This window comes from Paenibacillus alba, assembly GCF_013204855.1.
GTDB lineage: Bacteria > Bacillota > Bacilli > Paenibacillales > NBRC-103111 > Paenibacillus_E > Paenibacillus_E alba.
Map to the genome: position 1 here is coordinate 132369 of NZ_JABMKZ010000004.1, position 19487 is coordinate 151855.

A 19487-nucleotide genomic window follows, 5' to 3' on the forward strand; every position below is an offset into this window, starting at 1 on the left:
CCCTCCTTTTCCTCTTATCATCCTGAAAGCTTGCTAAGTCTTCCGGTATAAGGCAATATCGAATACTTGATCTGGACGCAAGATCGTATCCGCAAGCATCCATTTATGTTCGTCAACCTTCTCCATCGGGTAATTAAACAGCGACTTCAACTGATTCCCATAACGCATAGCCACAACGACATGCTTTTTCGTTAAAACATGCAATTGATCCAGCAAATCATACTTATTGGATACGGTTGAACTGAAAATGATATGGGTTGCTTCTCTGGTGAAATTCAGCTTTTCCACTGTTTGTTGTTCCAAACGAATGTTGAGCTCTCCGCCTAGCTGTTTCACAACCTCGTATCCTAGTCTGATAGCTTCCTCATCAATATCGATTCCCACTACTTCTGCCCCTGTCCGTTTGGCAATGAGCAGCGGCGTCATTGGAAAAGAACCAGACCCGATCAGTAAAACCTTGGAATCAGAGGTTACTTCAGCACTTCCAAACTCCTTCTCAATACACGACTCAATATTTCGAAAATAGTCTGTGATATCCGCCTGTCCGTGCCGCAGCTTGAGCGCCCGATATTTCTCCATATGGGCAACAGCAAGCGCAGATTTGCTTCTCAAAGCTTCTACGAGCAGCGTAATTTCTTCAAGTTTATCCAGTTCCATGCGTTCCCAGACTTCTCTATTTGCGGGATTGGTGATAAATGTAGAATAGCTATTGATTAATTGCTCTAACGCTGGACTGTGAATCAAAGTATGATCATAACATGCTGCCAGCTCATCGAATTGTTGTGAAAATGCAATTAAAGCTACTTGCATCGTTTCTACTGCCTCCATACAGTTCCCTCCAATCAATTATCATCGTCAAAGTCAATGAATGCCTTACCCTGTGCGACAATACCGACTAGTCCCTCAATATGGAGATTTGCCGGTTCTACTGCATTCCAGCTTGCATTAACTTGAATGATGCCGCCGGGTTGTTTGATCTCAGCAACGATCGCTGCTTCATGCTTCCAAGCCAGGTAAGCTCCGATTGAAGCCGTGCCTGAGCCGCAACCCCGTTCCCAGACCATACTGTCCAAATGTGGAACATAGATGAGTGGAGCCATTTCCTGCGCTGCAGCCTTATACAATAAGATTCCTATCAAGTTAGCTCCGAGCGTTAATCCGAGTAATTTGGCTAATGACTCCGCTTGGCTTCTAATTGATGCTGCAAATTCATCGACTTCCATGACGATATGAATAAAACCAGGATATCTCATAATAAGGATAGCCAGTTCGTTTCCTTCGTACTGAATGATCCGATCTTCCATTTTTAGTGGACTAGGCATCTCAACCTTACAGTAGAATCCGTCCCGCCTTCTTGTCACAGAGCAATTGATAGCTTTCTCGAGGCCAGAGACTTCTAAAACGATGTCTATCGAATCATTGAGCGCTATCTCTCGTTCAGAGGCAAGGAAGGCGGCTAACGACATGCACGCATTACCGCAAAACTCGCCGCCGGCCATGTGTAAATATGCTGCTGCTTGACCGTTTGCCGGCTTTTCAATAAACCCGACTTGCTCCGCATACACATTGTCATAGGACATGAGCTTGGCAGCGATAGGTATGTACTCTTCAGTCTTGTGGTTCGATTTAACTAAAATGGTCATGTTCTGGGTTGGACTGCACTTAATGAAATCTACAATCTGTCTCCCCACTTCTACCCTCCTCATTAAACGTAATAATTACTATTATAAAACAAGGGTTAATCTGTCTTATCCATATCTAATATTTTACGACATTAAGAATAAAACATAATAGTAATTTTTACGATTTATAAACCAAAATATACCTTTTTATCATTTGCCTTGTCAATATAATCGTAAAATTTACTGTCAAACAGGCAGCCCTAGAACGTTGCTCACACGTCCAAGGCTGCCTGTTACTTTTTTCTATCGATTACATCTTCTATCGTTAAGCCATTAATTTCAAACCAACCGCTGCACTTAGCACCATCGCGATGAACACCAACCGTTTCCAATCTTTGGATTCGCCGTAGAACAGCATCCCGACGATAGCGCCGCCAACCGTTCCAATCCCCGTCCATATCGCATAGGATGTGCCCATTGGCAAGCTTTTCATCGCCTGGCTCAGAAGCCCGAAGCTCATCACAATGCCGACGATGAAAAGGCTGAACGAGCGAATGTTTTTTGCTTTATTAATCTGGTTCATGCCCACAACGCCTACGACTTCGAACATCCCCGCAAACATCAGATATATCCAGCCCATTATACAGCGACTCCTTTCTTATTCTGCTCTTTTGTCACAAATTTTAGTCCGAATACGCCGGCTAAAAGCAGAACAATGAGGAATACTTTAATAAAGCTGAACGGTTCTCCAAACAACAACATTTCCACCAGCACCGTACCCGCTGTCCCCATCCCGGTGAAGACGGCATATACCGTCCCAACCGGCAGTTTGGTAGACGCGCTGATCACCAAATGAAAAGAGATATACATCGCAATAATCGTGCCGATCCACGTCATTGTAGTATCTGCATGTTTTAATCCTGTAACCCACATGACCTCAAAAAAAGCGCCAATAAAGATATAAATCCAATTGCGGTTCATGGTTGTGTTCCTCCTGTTGATTTACTTTTTGATGCCGCGCCAGTATACGAACCAGGATGCCTCGATCCTTTTGAGTGATCGTTCGGTTCCTCCGAATAACAATTCTACAAACATGCCGTCCAAAACAGCGAGAAAAGCAATGGTCGCGGTATTACTGCTGATATCCGAGCTAATATCCCCAGCTGCGATCGCTTGATCAAAAACGGGGATTAGCATCTTCTCAAGGGTGTCCCAATAGCGATAACCTTCTTTGACAATGACATCATAAAGATGCGAAGGCGGAAAAAAAGACACGCGCAAAAATAATTTGGCATTATCATCTTTTTCATAACACACTTGATATTGGGTAAGAAAGCCATATAGAAGCTGATCAAGGGAAAGCTCCTTATAACGATCGAGATAATCAACCGAAAATTGCAATTCCTTCGTAAACACATCATCAAGAAGATCAAGAAAGAGTTCATCTTTTCCTTTGAAATGCGTATAAATGGATTGTTTCTTGATGCCGACTTCCGCAGCAATATCCGCAAGCGAAGCGCCTTCGTAACCGTTTTTGGCAAAATGTTTAAGAGCTACCTCTTTAATCCGCGCTGCCGTCATGTTTATCATCCTTCCGAACGTTCGTCAGGATGATTTTATCACGTTCTCTGTCTTTAGGCAACTGAAAGCAATATAAAAAGACCTCCAAAGGCTCCGATAACGATGGAAAAATACCGAATGCAAAACAAGCTTAGAAGGTCCATTAGGACCGTCCAAGCTTGTTATCTTTTACTTTATTTGCTCTTTTGAACCAACATTTTCAGCAGAATCGTTACAGCCTCAGCTCTCGTTGCATGGTCTTGAGCGGCGAATTGGTTCGCGTCTTTACCTTGCACAATACCTGCTCGCTTCACGTTAGCAATACTGCCTTTCGCCCACGTTGGAATATCCTTGTCGTCTGCGAAGTCAGTTACAGCATTTTCTTCGATAGACAAACTCATAGCGCGAGCTATCATCACAGCCATCTCCGCACGTGTAACTTCTGCATTCGGAAGGAATGTGCCATCATCATTGCCTTTAATGATGTCAGCTTGTACCGCTTGTGCGACAGCCTTCTGCGCCCATGCTCCGATATCTGCAGAATCTGTGAAGGTCGGTGTCACGCCTGCTCCTTGCGGTTTCAACGTATTCATCAGCATTACAGCAAATTCCGCACGAGTCACGGTATGATTCGGTTTAAATGTATCATCCGGATAACCCACAACGATTCCACTACTTATTGCTTGCTTGATGCTCGCCTCTGCCCAGTGCCCCAAGATATCACTAATATTAATTGCCTTTGGCGTTTCTTTTGGTGTTTCTTTTGGTGTTTCCGTTGGGTGGTTCGTTACAGGTATACCCGTAGCTGGGTCTACAACGAATAACGCAAACTTCCCAAAGTGATTAACTTCTACACTAATGTGGTTGCCGTTGATCTTACCCCCGGAGACACTCGTCCATTCTTTCTTCCCATCTTCATAATAGAAGACACCCACCGATTGATTGCTCTTCAAACTTGTTGGATCAAATGTTAGAGCTATCGTTACCGGTTTACTGAAGTTTTCCGGGATGTTTTTCAGAATTTCAAATACTGAGCTGCCCAGAACCTCTTTATTATTTATCATATTTTGGGGGTTTAGGACTTTCTCTATCGTTAATTTCAGTTCTTTATTTGTTGCATTAGCCGGAATCGAGATCCCGATCTTATCTTCAAGACTAACCTCGCCTATTGTACCCAAGGGAAGCGTTATTTGACCATTCGTTGAAATCAATTTGGTTTCAACTGGTGGTGTTGGTGGTGTTGAAGGCTCATCCTTTTCTGGATAGTAGGGTGGCAATGTTGGCAATGGCAGGTTCGCGGTTCTGGCTTCGACCAGATTGGAGGCCATTCTGTAGCCTGGAGCAAAATTGGCGCTCAGGCGGAACTGATAGTTTGTATTGTCTGTCAATGGATGAATCGTTGTCTGTGTTTCATTGGCAGCCAAGGCTTTTTGGCTCCAGTTTTTTCCGTCTTGCGACCATTCAAGTTCGAGATCGGTTGCCCCCTCTACCGCAGGCCAAGTGACGGTCGCCTGGTCTGAAGTTGTGACGATTTGCGGGCTGTCCAAGGTGAGTGAGAATTTTTGCACACGGCGCAGCATGGAATCATCTACATAGATATTTCCGGCATTATCGGCGGCAACACCGAATGTAACCTCAAATTCTCCAGGGGCTGAGCCTTCCTTGCCCCACATTCTGATTGATTTGCCATACGGATCAATCACTTGGATTCGATAATTCTTCGTCTCCATTACATGCAGATTTCCGAACTGATCAAAGGTGAGCGCTTGTGGAAAACTGAATTTCCCCGGTTCGGCGCTTTCCGTCTCTCCCCATTGTCCAAGATATTGGCCCATGGCATCGAATTTCTGAATGCGAAAGTTGCCTGGATCAGCGATAAAAATGGTGCCATCGCGATCGATCGCGACACCAGACGGTGCATTGAATTGCCCAGGAGCGCTTCCACGTGCACCCCATGTGAGCAAAGTTTGTCCCATCGGATCATATTTTCGTATCTGATGCAATCCCGCATTCGATACATACACGTTGCCCTCTTGATCGACTGCCATCCCCAATACGCCTGCATTCAGAAAATTAATATCATCCCAATGCCTCAGTTCGGTGCCGTCTGGCTGAAATACCCGAATGTTGCCTTGTCCGTTATTCACATAAACAAGTCCACTATGATCAACCGCAATGGCCCGTGGCATTCCGAAGACCATTCCGTCAATATCCCATGCTTGCAGAAACTGCCCATTTGATGTGAATTTCTGCACACGGCTGTTCATTGTATCCGCTACATAAAGATTTCCGGCTTGATCAATCGCCATCCCTTGGGGAAAACTAAATTGACCCTCTTCTTCGCCATCTTCTCCCCATTGACTAAACACAGGAGCAGCGAAAGCCTTCTCGCCATATCCGACGAACAGCGCGGACGTCATCACAGTAGCTGACAAAACACATTTCAAAAATACTAAATTGCTTTTCTTCATTGTCTCACTTTCCTTTTCACCATTCTTGTTGTCATAAATCAATCTGTAGCTGTCAAACCTGAACCTTGCTGCGCACTTCTCCTCTCAAAACAACTCAATTAATTGATAAAGATATTCATTATCAACGTTATTGAAAAAAAAGAGAGAATGATTTCTGTTTAAATAGCTCATTTTTATGATAATGATTTTCATTATCAGCTATTAATACTGCTCTATATTAGCAATAAAACAAATTTCTTGTCAATTCAATTATTTTTTCAGTGTAGTCTTAACACCAATTTACCTTAAATAAACGGCTTTCTCTTTGAACTTTTTGATCCTCCTAACAACAGGACGCCACCTGCTTGTTCGCATGCTTTTCCAATTATTGAATACATTTAAGTATTCGATAAACAGGAGGACACAAGTCATGTCACAACACGGGCAATCGTTCATGAGAGGTACGTTGGTCTTGTCTGTCGCTGCTTTCATCAACCGTATACTCGGTTTCATCAGCGGCATGTATATTGCTCGCGTACTGGGCGCAGAAGGGATCGGCATCTTGATGATGGCTCACCCTCTCGTCCCTCTCGTCATTACGATTACGGAGCTTGGATTACCGGTGGCAATTTCAAAGTTGGTTGCAGAGGCCAACGCTCGCGGCGAACGGATGAAAGTGAGGCGCATCCTGCATGTTTCGCTCGCTGTCACAGGCTTCTTAAGCGTAGCGCTCACCACCATATCGCTGCTTGGATCTGAGTGGATCGCCTCCATTTTGCTAAGCGATCAACGCGCTTATTATGCGATGCTGGCGATTACGCCGATAGCGCCAATCGTCGCTGTTTCCGCCGTATTAAAGGGATACTTCCGCGGCATGCAGCAGATGAAGACCATCGCGGCTTCCGATGTGCTGGAGCATACCGTACAAATCGCTTGTGTACTTGCGCTAGTCCATCTTTTGCTTCCTTACGGCGTCGCTTATGCAGCTGCCGGAGCAATGGCTGCCTCTGTTGTCAGCGAAGCGATCAGCCTTCTATTCCTGATAACAAGCTACAAGTTATATGGTGAATCAAAAATACCAGGCGAAACTTGGGCAAACCACCTGAAACAAGGAAGAAGCACACTTGGCGAACTGCTGCAGATTGGGTTGCCGACGACCGGGTACGGTGTCATTCATTCGTTATACAGCACCTTCCAACCGCTTCTTATTACAACCAGTCTCGCGCTGGCCGGCATTGGTACGGCGTTAGCCACTAAGCAATTCGGCATGCTGGCTGGTTATGCGTTTCCGCTGCTGTTCATGCCAAGCTTTATCACGCAGTCTTTGTCCACCGCTCTCATTCCTGCGATTGGCGAGGCGGCGGCGAATAAGAACAGTCTGCTTATACATGAACGGATGAATCAAGCTATGATCTTGGGACTCCTGATCGGCGCGCCAGCAACCGTTATCCTGTACGAGTGGGCCACTCCGCTAACGACACTTGTCTATCATGCGCCGGAAGCAGGTTTGCTGCTGAAAATACTAGCGCCGATGTTTTTCCTGCATTATTTCGACGCTCCGCTTCATGCCATTCTACTCGGGCTCGGCCGCGCGAAAGCTACCCTATTGAATTACATAATAGCCACGATATTCAAGAGTGTCTCGATTTTCGTGTTCGGCAGCCAATATGGTATTATTGGTGTTGCCTACGGCATCGGTATCGGCATCGTGATGCAAACACTGCTGAATTTCTTTTCCATCTCAAGCTCGATCGGATTTTATTGGAGTATTCGTCCTTATGTCAAAGTTGGGATCAGCATGATGCTGATGGTGATATGTGGACACTGGACCTATGACTATCTTGCCAGCCATGGTATGCCGCAGGTATGGTGCGTAGTCACTTCCATCGTTTGTTCCTTGTTTCTCTATTTCGTCACACTCGTATTGACGGGTACGCTGAATTGGAAAAGGACGCGCCACCGATTTTCGATTCCATGGTAAATTCAAAAGAAAAAGCAGCCATAATTGGCTGCTTTTTCGCTTCGTCGACAACACCTCTTAAACTTGAGATCGCGTTAAGTTATACCGATTTCGGGGCACTGGCAAATTCAAATGATCACGAAGCGTATCACCTTCATAATCGGTCCGGAATAAACCTCTCTCCTGCAAAAGAGGAACGACCAGATTCACGAAATCTTCTAAATTGCTCGGTAAAAGCGGAGACATCAGCATAAAGCCGTCTACGGCTTTTTGAACAAACCATTTTTCTAAATTATCGGCTATTTTTTCAGGCGTTCCTACAAAGTCGTTGACAGTATAAGACCCGGTTAATAAAGAGTAAAGTTCTCTAAGTGTGGGGTTCTCTTTGATAACGAAAGGGCGAAACTTTTCATATTCGAATCGTACACCTGTCAGTTCGCCAAATCCAATATCAAGCGTTCTGGCTTCAAGTGTATGCTTACTCAAATCCAATCCTCCAAAATAATCGGTCAGGAACTTTAAGCCTGTTTCGTCGGTTATGAGTGATTCTAAGTAGGCAAGCTTCTGCTGTGCGATCTCTTCGGTTTCCCCAATAATCGGCGAAATGCCCTGTAGAATCTGTACTTCATCGGCGGAACGGCCGAATGAGACGACCTTATTTTTGAAAGAACGGTAAAATTCCTGAGAGTCCTCGAGGCTATTCTTATGCGAAAAAATAACCTCTGCGCTCCTGGCGGCAAACAGCTGCCCAGCCTCTGAAGATCCAGCTTGCACTAGAACAGGATGGCCTTGTCTAGAGCGATTAATATTTAACGGCCCCTGCACCGAGAAAAACTCGCCTACATGGTCCAGCTTGTGAAGCTTGCTGTGGTCAAAAAACTGCCCGCTTTCTTTGTCGCGAATAAAAGCATCATCCTCCCAGGAATCCCATAAGCCTTTAATCACGTCAATAAACTCTTCTGCTCGCTTATACCGAAAGCCATGCTCAAAATGCTCGCTGCCATTGAAGTTCAATGCTGTATTTCCGGACAAATCTCTTGTCGTTACAATGTTCCAACCAGCTCTGCCCTTGCTGATATGATCAACAGACATGAATTGTCGCGCCAGATTAAAAGGTTCCACATAAGAGGTGGAGGCTGTTGCGACAACTCCGATCTTTGAAGTCGCCCCTGCTAACGCTGTAATTAAGGTGATAGGCTCATAGCGGGTCAAAATATTCGGATGCGACTCCTCATTGATAGCCAAGCTATCCGCGATAAAGGCAATATCAAACTTCCCTTTCTCTGCTATTTGAGCCAAATGTTTATAATAATCAATATCAATGCTGGAATCCGCCTGAGCATCAGGATGTCTCCAAGAGGCTACGTGCATACCGGTTCCCACTAAATAGGCGGACAACTTTATTTGTCTTTTACGAGACATGAGATCCTTCTCCTTTAATTCCGAGTAATATAATAAATTTAATATGTATTAATTTACCACCCTCTCTAATAACCGTCAATCCTAGGATAATAAGCGGGATCAAGTGGCAAAAGAAATGTTCTTGACAGAATTTAGGAAGTCATTTAAATTAAACTAATAAACTAGGAATACTTGGTATTAAAAGTGAGGGATTATCATGATCGTCATCAAAAATCTCAATAAAACATACCGAACACGCCAATCCGTGTTTACTGCCTTGGAGAATGTCAACCTTGAGATTGAAAAAGGGGATATTTTTGGCATTATCGGTTTTAGCGGTGCAGGCAAATCAACACTAATCCGCTGTCTAAACCGGTTGGAGGAACCTGATTCCGGGATCATTGAGATCGAAGGCAAGGTCATTACAGCTCTGTCAGAGAAAGACCTTCGCCTAGCGAGACTGAAAATCGGTATGATTTTCCAACAGTTCAACCTCCTTGATTCCAAGACTGTATTTGAAAATGTGGCCTTCCCTTTGAAGGTTGCAGGCCATCCCAAAGCGTACATTCACCAGCGTGTTAGAGAAATACTGGAGCTTGTAGAACTAAGCGATAAAGAGAATGCCCATCCATCCCAGTTGAGCGGAGGTCAAAAACAGCGAGTTGGCATCGCCAGAGCTCTCGCTAACGAGCCAGACGTACTGCTTAGTGACGAAGCCACATCAGCGCTTGATCCTCAAACGACCTACTCCATTCTAGAACTTCTGAAAGACATTAACCGCAAGCTTAATTTGACCATTGTACTGATCACCCATGAACTCGATGTACTGCAGCATATATGCAAAAACTTTGCTGTCATTGAGAAAGGCACAATCGTTGAACAAGGATCCGTGGACCAATTTTTCCTGAATCCGGAAAGCGACACTGCCAAGAAATTCGTAAAAATCATAGATTTCTATCGCAATAAGCATCATGTCGAAGAAAGGGTGAGAGTCAGCCTATGATTCAAGAATTAATCGAATTACTCTGGCCAGCTCTTTTAGAAACACTCTATATGCTATTTTGGTCTTCCATTTTCGCATTGATTATGGGTACTGCACTTGGCGTCACTCTTGTGGTAACGGAGAAAGGCGGTATTCTTGAGGCTACGGGGCTCCATAGAGTCATTAATATGGTCATTAACTGCATCCGCTCTATTCCTTCTATCATCTTAATCGTCCTGCTTTTGCCTTTATCTCGTTTGATTGTCGGAACGACCTTGGGTCCTACCGCCGCTATCGTGTCGCTTTCGATCGGTATCGCACCTTTCTTAGGCAGGATTATCGAAACATCGCTGAAGGAAGTTAGCATTGGGAAAATAGAAGCGGCCAAAGCCGTTGGAGCTTCCCCGTTTACGATTATTTTCAGAGTACTTATTCCTGAATCCTTGCCAGCACTTGTACGCGGAGTAACGATTGCCGTCATCGCCATCACCGAGTTTACTGCCATCGCTGGAGCCATCGGTGCCGGAGGACTAGGCAGTTTGGCCATCCGGTTCGGATATCAGAGATTTCGTGAAGACGTCCTGATCGCAACGGTCATTATCATTATTCTTCTCGTGCAAATTTTTCAGTGGACAGGAGATTACATCTCTAGGTCAATAAACAAAAAACGATTCAAGCTTGATTAAAGCTAAAACATGATTGTTCCTATCGGTTTCATTTGATTGACCAAATATACATAAAAGAAATAGGAGTGAGTTATCCATGGGTACAAAAGGATTATTTTCTATCGTTTCATTATTCGCAGCTTTTAGTGTACTCCTTGCTGGGTGCGGTGCTACTAGCAGCACGGAAGCATCGAGCAGTCCTAAAGCCTCCTCACCCGCAGCAACTGCGGCTGCACCAAGCAACGCTCCAACAGAAGCACCAAAAAAAGAAGTCACTTTAACCATCGGATCCGCCGAAATCCCGCATTCGGAAATCCTGAATTTCGTTAAACCGAAGCTAAAGGAACAAGGAATTAACCTTGTTGTTAAAGTCACGGATGAAGGTCTGTTGAATCAACTGCTTAAAGATAAGCAAATCGACGCGAACTTCTTTCAACATGTGCCTTACTTCGATTCAGTCAAAACAGAAAAAGGCTTCGATTTTGTAAATCCGATTAAAGTACATGTTGAGCCTATCGGCTTCTACTCCACCAAGCTCAAATCGAAGGATGAGATTAAAGATGGCGCGAAAATTGGTATTCCAAACAACCCATCCAACGAATATAGAGCGCTTGTACTCCTTCAACAGCAAGGCTTAATCAAGTTGAAAGACGGTTTGACAACTTACCAAACAACACCCAAAGACATCGTCAGCAACCCGAAGAACCTGAAATTTGTGGAAGCTGAACCCCCTACTTTAGCTAGATCCTTACAAGATCTTGATGGCGCGGTTATCAACACAAACATTATTATTGAGGCTAAACTCGATCCCAAAACAGCCTTATTCAGAGAAGATGCAAACTCTCCTTACGCTAACGTAATTACGGTTCGCAAAGGCGACGAAAATCGTGAAGAAATCAAGAAGCTGGGTGCTGCATTGACCTCTTCCGATGTGAAGAAGTTTATCGAAGACAAGTACGGAGTTGCTGTGGTTCCTGCATTTTAATAAAGTAAACAAAGAAAAAACGTCCTTCAAGCCGGTTACAGGGTTTGGAGGGCGTTTATTATTGTTCGATGATTTCTAGCTCATTATTGGAATACTCAAAAATTCTTTACGAATCTTATTCCAGTATCTTCATATCCAAGCTCTTTATAGAATTTATGCGCTTCGTTAATCCTTTGATGTCCTGTTACTAACCAAGTGCCCTTACATTGATTTTGAATTGCCAAGTCCTCAGCATATTTCATTAATATTCTACCTACTCCTTTTCTTTTTGCTTCAATATCAACAACAATCACTGAAATCTCACCGTATCTTGCTATGTCTTCTATATTCTCTCGAATTCTAAATCCTAATGTACCCATTATTTGATCTTCTTCATATACAAACAAAGAATCAAACGGACTTTGAGCTACAAAATCTATTCTGTTTTTCATTATATTCTCGGTGATTTCTCTATTTAGAAGTTGTGTCATTAACCGGCTCAATGCTAAACAATCCTTGGATGTTGCCTCTCTAATTGTATATTTCAATCTAAGCTCTCCTTAGGTTCTGAAGTGTTTAATTAATTTTCGCTCTCAGCACTTGAACCCTCACGGACTTAAGACGCGTAGCGCGTGTCCGATGGACTTTGGCAGTACTGGGATGTCTGCCTGATTCGTATTTCGTTAACGTAACGTCAAATTTCGTAACAATATTTCACCCTCAGATTTAAAGATCTTCCTGCATCTTATAAATTCCTCGATTTCAGATAATTTTACCGGTCTATATCCAGGACCACCACATCCACAGGAATGATATGTAAAACCGTTTTTATATAACAGTTCTACTTTCATCCATTGCTTAAGATCGTTTTGTTTAGGTGCCTTAAAATCATGTCCCATATCCTTCATACTTTCGCTGCATTGAGGGCATTTATAATGTCTATTTTATATCTAGTTCTCGAGCAGATGTTTGTTTAAAAACCTTTCTGCATTTAAAACATGCGTAAATATCCTTGTAAGGACCATACATAGCGTATCGACACTTATAAGCCTGACAACTTCACGCTTGAAGGCTTAACGTCTTGCCCAACCAAGTCTTCAAATGCCATTGTTTCACCCGCACTAACTTAGTTTTCATATGTATCCCCCAAGTAATAAGAAATATATCGGCAAATTATATCATAAAAAAGGTAATAGAGGGATAATTTTGCACCCTCCCACAATTCACTTATATATTTTTTGAATCAAAATGTATAGGAAAAGATATTTCACCTATTTATAAAGGTTTGCTACTATAAACTTGTTATTCCATGGGAGGTAGAAAAGATGAACGGTCGAAAACTAGGTGCCAGCGGCTTGACAGTTAGTGAGATTGCTTTGGGAAACTGGATTACGCACGGTGCTCAAGTGAATAATGAAACAGCCAATGCTTGTGTTCATGCTGCTTTGGATGCGGGGATTACGACCTTTGACACAGCAGATGTGTACTCGGAAACGAGGGCGGAAACGGTATTAGGTCAAGCCTTGAAAGGAATTCGTCGAGAGAGCATCGAGTTATGCACCAAGGTTTACCATCCGACAGGAACAGGACACAACGACAGAGGTCTTTCCCGTAAACACATGATGGAAGCCTGCCACGCTTCACTGAAAAGATTGCAAACGGATTACATTGATGTCTATTATGCCCACCGCTTTGATCCGACGGTATCACTGGATGAAACCTTTTTGGCTTTTTCCGATCTGGTTCGCCAAGGAAAAGTTCTTTACGTCGGGGTAAGTGAGTGGACGGCAGACCAAATTACCAAAGGAGCTGCGTTGGCTCAGGAGCTGAGGGTTCCACTGGTGTCTAGTCAACCCCAGTATTCGATGCTATGGCGTGTAATCGAAGATGAAGTCATTCCCGCTTGCCAGCGAGAAGGGATCGGGCAAGTGGTCTGGTCACCTCTAGCCCAAGGAATTCTTTCAGGCAAATATGCGCCGGACAAACCGTTGCCACTAGGGTCGCGTGCCTCAACTTCGGCGGGAGCTCCTTTTTTCGAACGATTAGCAGGTCAATGGCTCCGCACCGATGTATTGCTGGCAGTATCCAAGCTCTCCTCTGTAGCACTTGAAGTGGGATTGACCTTGCCGCAGCTTGCAATCGCATGGGTGCTGCAAAATCCTCACGTGTCTGCCGCGATTATTGGCGCATCGAAGCCGGAGCAAGTCCAAGAAAATGTCAAAGGTGCCGGGGTTCGCCTTGAACTTGAGGTCATGAAGCAAATCGATACAATATTAGATAGTCTAGTAGAGCGTGATCCAGCAAAAACCGGTTGAGTACCGTGCTATCTACTATCCATTGGTGTTGAACCCACTTCTTCCACTGTCCTAAGAAATGCAGACAAGACAGATTTATTCACATCCGTTCTCCAAGCGGTATAGAGAGGAACAGCCGGTACGCTTTCAACAAACGGCCGAAATACGACACCGCTGCGCCGAAAAACCGCAACGGAAGAAGGTACGATGGAAACGCCCAGGTTCGCTGCTACCAGGTTTACAATGGTATACATCTGGATGGCTTCTTGTACAACATGGGGATACACGCCATGCTGTGCGCAGAAACCAAGGATGAGATCGTGAAAAGAAGCTCCCAAATGGCGCGGAAATAAGATGAAAGGTTCCTTCACCAATGTGCTAACAGAAATGACAGGCTGGCTCGTTAATGAATGCTTTTCGGGCAAAACAGCAACGAGTGATTCGTTTGTAAAGGTTCGGTACTCGATATGCTTTGACGGCTCGATGAAACGCAGAAAGCCAACATGAATGGTTCCGTCTTGCAAGGCTTGCCATTGCTGTGTGGAAGTCATCTCGTGCAGCGTAAGCTGTATTTGGGGAAACCGTTCCCGGAATTCTTTCAAAATGTCAACCATTATATCTCCTGCTGCTGAATCTACGAATCCAACAACCAAATTCCCGATGATTCCTTGGTCAGCCAGTTGCGTCGTTTTAATGGACCGCTCCAACTGGGATAAAATCATTTTGGCTTCCTCTAAAAAAACCGCCCCCGCAGGGGTAAGACGGACTTGTCTCTTATTGCGTTCCAACAGTTTCACGCCAAGCTCTGTTTCTAGGTCTTGAATTTGTTGACTGAGGGGTGGCTGTGTCATGTTCAATTTTTCTGCTGCACGACTAAAATGAAGTGCTTCCGCTACTGCAATAAAGTAATGTAATTTTCGTATATCCATCCTTTTTCTTCCTTCTCCGCGCTGTCTGTAACGGCAAGTTTAAAGGCCATCCTTTATGGGAGGCCCTTTTTTGATCTCTAGGGTTTACTTCAGTATTATGATAAAGTTCCACTCGCTCCTCTTCTCAAACAAAAAAAACTTGATTTCTCAAGCTTTTTCAAATCCACTCTTCGGATCAAGCACGCGCAAGCCGAAGTCGATCATTCCACTCTGTGGCCATCTATCACGTTACATCTCTAAGAGTTACAGCATTCCAACAAGAACGAATTGCATCGCTGACGTTCTCACTGCTTAACTCGAAGATTCCATGTAGATGGGCCTTCAGCATGTAAACAAATGTGCCGTAATGCATCTGCACCATCATTTTCGGATTCATCGGCGTAAACATCTTTGCTTGAATGGCTTCTTCATATAACGCGTTCATTGGCCCACACCATCCGCCGGTATAGACTTCTTTCTTTACCTCTTCATAAATGTAAGGCGAGAACGAATACTGCTCAATAAATTGAAAACCCTGAGGATATTGTTTTCCCAATTCGATAACCCGACCCCAACCGAATTCAAACTTTTCACGAATCGTTGTGCCTTTCAGTAAGCCATCTCGCACATACTCTCCATTAAATGTAACAATCGCTTTGTACAATTCGTTAACGATATCTTCTTTACTTTTGAAATAATGATAAATATTCCCGGTTGATACACCAGACTCCTTCGCGATAAGCGCCATTGAGGTAGCCTGCAATTCCTTTCGAATGATGATGTTAAGTGTTGTTTCAAGGACAGCCTGCTGCACCTTGTTATAGTTGTCAAACATGAGGTTATCCCGCTCCCACCATAAGATCGAATGTTCATTCTAATCTAACATACACCTCATACAATCCGTAGTCAAGAATGTCAGATCGACTGGCGTTATGACGAAGTATTTCATAATGGGCTTACTTATAATTGTTAGCTATCGTCTCCAAATATTGTTCAATGGACACAGAATTTCTAAGCGCCATCAGATCATTGCCTGCTGTTCCGATGACAGTGCGAAATTTATTGCTCTCTCCAGTCGCCAAAGCGGCTATGGCATCCACAATAATCTGAGGATCATCCAGTGTAGAGCTGGATTCCGCATGATTCATTAAATTCTGCACTTTCGTCATCAGATTATCGTAATCCTGTATGTTATCATCTCGGTTCCAAGTGATACTGTTCTTGAAATTATTTCCTGTAGAACCTCCCTGCTCGATCAACCTAAGCTCGATATTCAACGGCTTCAGTTCGTAATAAAGACCTTCCGTCAGTCCTTCCAAAGCAAATTTAGACATATTATAGAGAGATCCGAGCGGCACCGCTGTTGTGATTCCCATGAAAGAGCTGATATTGATGAACATACCTCCGCCATTGGCTCTGAAATGAGGAATAAATTTACGTATAACATTGATCGGTCCTCGCGTATTAACGGCGAATTGCCAGTCGATCGCATCCTCTTGGGCTAATTCCAACGGACCGTAAGTCCCCATGCCGGCATTATTAACGACAACGTCGATCTTACCGAACGCAGCTATAGCTTGATCTATCGATGAGGATTCGTATTCTGTCAATTACTTGAGTCAAGCTCATTAACGTCGATTTGCCAGTACTACTAAGATGAAGATAAAAGGACGAATATGGAAACCGCCCTTTTACCCATTCAGCCATTACAATATTTCGATATACCCTTCTGTTCCATGCACGCGAATTCGTTGTCCATCTTTTATCAGTTTGGTAGCATTCTCCACCCCGACAACTGCTGGCAAGCCATATTCACGTGCGATAACGGCTCCATGGGTCATCAGTCCACCCACTTCGGTGACTAGTCCTTTAATGGATACAAACAATGGTGTCCAGCCAGGGTCAGTAAAGGAGGTGACTAATATATCTCCTTCTTCTATATCAGCATCTTCCATGCGTAAGATAACACGTGCACGTCCCTCTATCACTCCGGAAGAAACAGGCAGACCTGCAATAGCTTCGGCTGGGAGATTTTCACGTTCGTACTTCCCCGTAATGATTTCACCATCAGACGTTATAACACGTGGGAGAGTTAGTTTTTCATATAATTTGTAATCGTCTATTCGTTTGCTAATGACTTGATCATCCAGTTTATTGGTGCGTACGACATCGCGAAATTCTTCAAAAGTGAGATAGTATACATCTTCTTTTTCATGAATAACACCCGCTTGTACGAGTTGTTCGGCTTCTTTCAGTAAAGCTTGCTTATAGACGAAGTAGCGATTAATCATGCCGTATTTGGGATATTCACGATAACCGATGAAATTCCGGATTAGGCTGATCACTCGTTCTGTCTCTTTGGCTTTATGTTCACCATCCGGTAATTGTTTCAAGCGATCTAATAACTCTTGTTCTTTTTGTAAAGCTTCCTTTCGCCCTTGCTCAAATTTCCTTTTGCCAGCATTAGGCTCAAAGTTTTTGATGTTACCAAGAATTATCGGGACAATGGTCATTGGTTTTTCACTCCAACGAGTTTTGGTCACATCGATTTCTCCGGCACATCGCATTCCGTATTTATTGAGATAAGCATAGATAGCGTCTTGGGTTTGCTGTCCACCATCGAATTTAATCAATTCATTCAAGAAGTTATCATCTTTTACATGCTGCAAATAATCAATGACTTCTGGATATGGACGAATCACATCTGCGACATCCAATAGCGCCAGACCCATTTCCGAAGTAATATTGTTTGGTACAGATTGAGAAAGCGTATCTGCTACGTTCTTTTCTCCTAGCCATTTGTTCATTTTTTCATTGATCCATGAAGAAGCATCCATAGCAGTCATAAACACAGCCGAACTTTGTGGGTCAAATAGAATCTTCTTTAATTGCTGGAAATCTTCCAGAATAAAATCAAATAAATCTGACCCTGTTTTCGTTTGAATGTTTTGTTTTAACTCTTCTATTGATGCTTGACTACGCTTAATCAAATCTGAAACGATGGTTGGATCGTTTTCGATTTGTGCTTGAAAACCCTCAGACGACATATCTTTATTGCTTTCACCAAATCTCTGTTCTTTTTGATCATTTGGTAACAATTTTATAAAATCTCGCTCTATGATGGTCTTGAGTGCGCCTTTTATGAGCGGATCGGATCCCAGGGTATTTAATAAAGCTTCCCGGCCAACAGGTGTAGCCAGCCTAGTTGCAATATCAACGAACAACCTCCCACCGGCTTTTCGCATAGGTGCTTTCGTTGTTAATAAGAAAAAAGACAATCCCAATGGTTTGATGGGGTCGGTCATCATTTGTTGATGGCCAACAGATACATAGACATGATTTTCTTGATCATTCGCTTCAGGGATAGGATATAAAGTCGTGATTGGACGACTTTGGACAATATAAAATGTATCCTGGGCCAAGCACCATTCGATATCTTGCGGGCTGCCAAAATAAGCTTCGATCTGTCTTCCAATGCGTGCCAGTTGCAAAATTTGTTGTTCAGTAAGTGTTTGAGTTCTTTGCTGATCAGAATCGATCTGCTTTGTCTCTGTTCCGCCTTCTTTTCGTCCATAGATAGCCAATTTTTTGGTTGCTATCCGCTTATTGACGATTTCCCCTTCCTGTACTTGATAATTATCGGCAGATACCAAGCCAGAGACCAACGCTTCTCCAAGTCCAAAACTGGCATCGATAGATAGCAGCTTTCGGTTGGATGTTATGGGATCAGCGGTAAATAAAATCCCTGAAGCCTGCGGGAAAACCATCCTTTGAACGATAACGGATAAATAAACTTGGCTGTGGTCAAAGCCATTTTGCATACGGTAGATTACCGCCCGATCCGTAAATAGAGAAGCCCAACATTTGCTGATATGCTGCAAGATGGCATCGACGCCGATGATATTTAAATAGGTGTCTTGCTGACCCGCGAAAGAGGCATGTGGCAAATCTTCAGCAGTTGCACTAGAACGCACAGCATAAGCATATTCATCACCAAACTGGGAGTGATAGTAAGTAACTGCTTTCACAACATCGGAAGGAATTTCTACCTCCATAATGATTTGTCGAATCTTCCTGCTAATTTCACCAATTTGATCGCGATCTTCTGCTTTTAGCCTAGTTAGTCGATCCAACAAAGCCTGATACGCTTCGTTTTGCTCGATGGCTTTAGGATATCCCAATGTTGTAACACAAAACCCTTCTGGTACTTGTATTCCTTCAATTTTTGATAACTCCCCTAAATTTAACCCTTTTCCGCCAACGAGCATAAGCTGCGTTTTATCCATTTCCTGAAAACTGAGAACGAAAGAACTCATTCCATATCTCCCCTAATCATTAAATTGAGAAAACATTTGACAAGAGCTTAGCGGCATGGTAAAGTTAGAGTGTAAGATACATATTCTATATTCATTTTCACAATAAAAGCCGCAATCTGATTATATCATCGTGTTTGTTTATATGCAATATGAAGAACCTGATACACTATCAGGTTCTTTTTTGGTTTCCCGTTATCCATAATCCCCACCTTTGGTCTCGAACGCTGCAGCCTATAATGATGGCTTTCAAAAATCGTTTCAAGAACAAGGCATTCCTCATTTTTTGCATTCCTGTCCATATTATCACAATGAAAAAATCAGGCTTCATAAAATTATTAGCATGCCTGATTTCATCCATTGCATAT

General features: G+C 43.5%; 17 protein-coding genes and 1 pseudogene. 5 read left to right on the forward strand and 13 right to left on the reverse strand.

The annotated features are described in order from the left end of the window. Positions 1 to 33: 33 nt before the first annotated feature. The 6 genes from HQN90_RS07595 to HQN90_RS07620 all read right to left on the reverse strand — a co-directional run bounded on the left by HQN90_RS07595 (position 34) and on the right by HQN90_RS07620 (position 5653). The gene (locus HQN90_RS07595) at positions 34 to 828 is read right to left on the reverse strand and encodes a methyltransferase domain-containing protein (protein ID WP_173217181.1); all 795 of its coding nucleotides are present in this window, start codon (positions 826 to 828) and stop codon (positions 34 to 36) included. A 14-nt stretch (positions 829 to 842) separates the two neighbouring features. Further along, positions 843 to 1691, reverse strand: coding sequence for a histidine racemase CntK family protein (locus HQN90_RS07600; protein ID WP_476739323.1), 849 nt, complete (start codon positions 1689 to 1691; stop codon positions 843 to 845). 256 nt (positions 1692 to 1947) lie between these two features. Further along, a complete protein-coding gene (locus HQN90_RS07605; RefSeq protein WP_216855244.1) occupies positions 1948 to 2262 on the reverse strand; it encodes a DMT family transporter in 315 nt (104 codons plus the stop codon). Continuing rightward, positions 2262 to 2603: a DMT family transporter gene (locus HQN90_RS07610; protein WP_173217183.1), complete on the reverse strand. Its 342-nt coding sequence runs from the start codon at positions 2601 to 2603 to the stop codon at positions 2262 to 2264. Before HQN90_RS07610 ends, HQN90_RS07605 begins: the two co-directional genes overlap by 1 nt. A 21-nt stretch (positions 2604 to 2624) precedes the next feature. Next, positions 2625 to 3203 carry a TetR/AcrR family transcriptional regulator gene (locus tag HQN90_RS07615; protein ID WP_173217184.1) on the reverse strand — a complete coding sequence of 193 codons (579 nt, stop codon included), beginning with the start codon at positions 3201 to 3203 and terminating at the stop codon, positions 2625 to 2627. 173 nt (positions 3204 to 3376) lie between these two features. Beyond that, entirely contained in the window at positions 3377 to 5653 is a 2277-nt protein-coding gene (locus HQN90_RS07620) for an S-layer homology domain-containing protein (RefSeq protein ID WP_173217185.1), read from the reverse strand. A 409-nt stretch (positions 5654 to 6062) separates the two neighbouring features. Here HQN90_RS07620 and spoVB point away from each other — a divergent pair, with 409 nt between their 5' ends. Then, complete coding sequence (gene spoVB, locus HQN90_RS07625) at positions 6063 to 7613, forward strand: stage V sporulation protein B (protein ID WP_173217186.1); 1551 nt, start codon at positions 6063 to 6065, stop codon at positions 7611 to 7613. 57 nt (positions 7614 to 7670) lie between these two features. Here the strand turns inward: spoVB and HQN90_RS07630 are convergent, their stop codons facing one another. Further along, positions 7671 to 9014, reverse strand: a complete 1344-nt coding sequence (locus HQN90_RS07630; RefSeq protein ID WP_173217187.1) for an LLM class flavin-dependent oxidoreductase — start codon at positions 9012 to 9014, stop codon at positions 7671 to 7673. A gap of 196 nt (positions 9015 to 9210) precedes the next feature. On the opposite strand from HQN90_RS07630, the gene HQN90_RS07635 reads away from it, so the two are divergent. From HQN90_RS07635 to HQN90_RS07645, 3 genes are all read left to right on the forward strand, one after another. Further along, complete coding sequence (locus HQN90_RS07635; RefSeq protein WP_173217188.1) at positions 9211 to 9996, forward strand: methionine ABC transporter ATP-binding protein; 786 nt, start codon at positions 9211 to 9213, stop codon at positions 9994 to 9996. Further along, positions 9993 to 10661 (forward strand): methionine ABC transporter permease, encoded by a 669-nt coding sequence (locus HQN90_RS07640; protein WP_173217189.1) that lies wholly within the window; start codon positions 9993 to 9995, stop codon positions 10659 to 10661. Before HQN90_RS07635 ends, HQN90_RS07640 begins: the two co-directional genes overlap by 4 nt. Positions 10662 to 10737: 76 nt before the next feature. Then, positions 10738 to 11625, forward strand: coding sequence for a MetQ/NlpA family ABC transporter substrate-binding protein (locus tag HQN90_RS07645; RefSeq protein ID WP_173217190.1), 888 nt, complete (start codon positions 10738 to 10740; stop codon positions 11623 to 11625). Positions 11626 to 11720: 95 nt separating this feature from the next. Here HQN90_RS07645 and HQN90_RS07650 read toward each other — a convergent pair whose 3' ends face one another. Next, entirely contained in the window at positions 11721 to 12152 is a 432-nt protein-coding gene (locus HQN90_RS07650; RefSeq protein ID WP_420851035.1) for a GNAT family N-acetyltransferase, read from the reverse strand. A 135-nt stretch (positions 12153 to 12287) separates the two neighbouring features. Next, a pseudogene (locus HQN90_RS38590) lies at positions 12288 to 12633 on the reverse strand (hypothetical protein). 296 nt (positions 12634 to 12929) lie between these two features. Between HQN90_RS38590 and HQN90_RS07655 the strand changes: the two are divergent. After that, positions 12930 to 13919, forward strand: coding sequence for an aldo/keto reductase family protein (locus tag HQN90_RS07655; protein WP_173217191.1), 990 nt, complete (start codon positions 12930 to 12932; stop codon positions 13917 to 13919). Positions 13920 to 13927: 8 nt separating this feature from the next. Here the strand turns inward: HQN90_RS07655 and HQN90_RS07660 are convergent, their stop codons facing one another. From HQN90_RS07660 to ppsA, 4 genes are all read right to left on the reverse strand, one after another. After that, a complete protein-coding gene (locus HQN90_RS07660; protein WP_173217192.1) occupies positions 13928 to 14827 on the reverse strand; it encodes a LysR family transcriptional regulator in 900 nt (299 codons plus the stop codon). Between the two features lie 223 nt (positions 14828 to 15050). Beyond that, positions 15051 to 15641, reverse strand: a complete 591-nt coding sequence (locus HQN90_RS07665) for a TetR/AcrR family transcriptional regulator (protein WP_173217193.1) — start codon at positions 15639 to 15641, stop codon at positions 15051 to 15053. Positions 15642 to 15762: 121 nt separating this feature from the next. Further along, positions 15763 to 16416 (reverse strand): SDR family NAD(P)-dependent oxidoreductase, encoded by a 654-nt coding sequence (locus HQN90_RS07670; protein WP_173217194.1) that lies wholly within the window; start codon positions 16414 to 16416, stop codon positions 15763 to 15765. A 96-nt stretch (positions 16417 to 16512) separates the two neighbouring features. Next, entirely contained in the window at positions 16513 to 19122 is a 2610-nt protein-coding gene (ppsA, locus tag HQN90_RS07675) for a phosphoenolpyruvate synthase (protein ID WP_173217195.1), read from the reverse strand. Between the last annotated feature and the right edge of the window lie 365 nt (positions 19123 to 19487).

Excerpts from the sequence above, each read along its gene's own strand:
- HQN90_RS07595 (WP_173217181.1), bottom strand. The coding sequence starts at position 828 with ATGGAGGCAGTAGAAACGATGCAAGTAGCTTTAATTGCATTTTCACAA.
- HQN90_RS07605 (WP_216855244.1), bottom strand. The coding sequence starts at position 2,262 with ATGGGCTGGATATATCTGATGTTTGCGGGGATGTTCGAAGTCGTAGGC.
- HQN90_RS07610 (WP_173217183.1), bottom strand. The coding sequence starts at position 2,603 with ATGAACCGCAATTGGATTTATATCTTTATTGGCGCTTTTTTTGAGGTC.
- HQN90_RS07615 (WP_173217184.1), bottom strand. The coding sequence starts at position 3,203 with ATGACGGCAGCGCGGATTAAAGAGGTAGCTCTTAAACATTTTGCCAAA.
- HQN90_RS07620 (WP_173217185.1), bottom strand. The coding sequence starts at position 5,653 with ATGAAGAAAAGCAATTTAGTATTTTTGAAATGTGTTTTGTCAGCTACT.
- spoVB (WP_173217186.1), top strand. The coding sequence starts at position 6,063 with ATGTCACAACACGGGCAATCGTTCATGAGAGGTACGTTGGTCTTGTCT.
- HQN90_RS07630 (WP_173217187.1), bottom strand. The coding sequence starts at position 9,014 with ATGTCTCGTAAAAGACAAATAAAGTTGTCCGCCTATTTAGTGGGAACC.
- HQN90_RS07635 (WP_173217188.1), top strand. The coding sequence starts at position 9,211 with ATGATCGTCATCAAAAATCTCAATAAAACATACCGAACACGCCAATCC.
- HQN90_RS07640 (WP_173217189.1), top strand. The coding sequence starts at position 9,993 with ATGATTCAAGAATTAATCGAATTACTCTGGCCAGCTCTTTTAGAAACA.
- HQN90_RS07645 (WP_173217190.1), top strand. The coding sequence starts at position 10,738 with ATGGGTACAAAAGGATTATTTTCTATCGTTTCATTATTCGCAGCTTTT.
- HQN90_RS07655 (WP_173217191.1), top strand. The coding sequence starts at position 12,930 with ATGAACGGTCGAAAACTAGGTGCCAGCGGCTTGACAGTTAGTGAGATT.
- HQN90_RS07660 (WP_173217192.1), bottom strand. The coding sequence starts at position 14,827 with ATGGATATACGAAAATTACATTACTTTATTGCAGTAGCGGAAGCACTT.
- HQN90_RS07665 (WP_173217193.1), bottom strand. The coding sequence starts at position 15,641 with ATGTTTGACAACTATAACAAGGTGCAGCAGGCTGTCCTTGAAACAACA.
- ppsA (WP_173217195.1), bottom strand. The coding sequence starts at position 19,122 with ATGAGTTCTTTCGTTCTCAGTTTTCAGGAAATGGATAAAACGCAGCTT.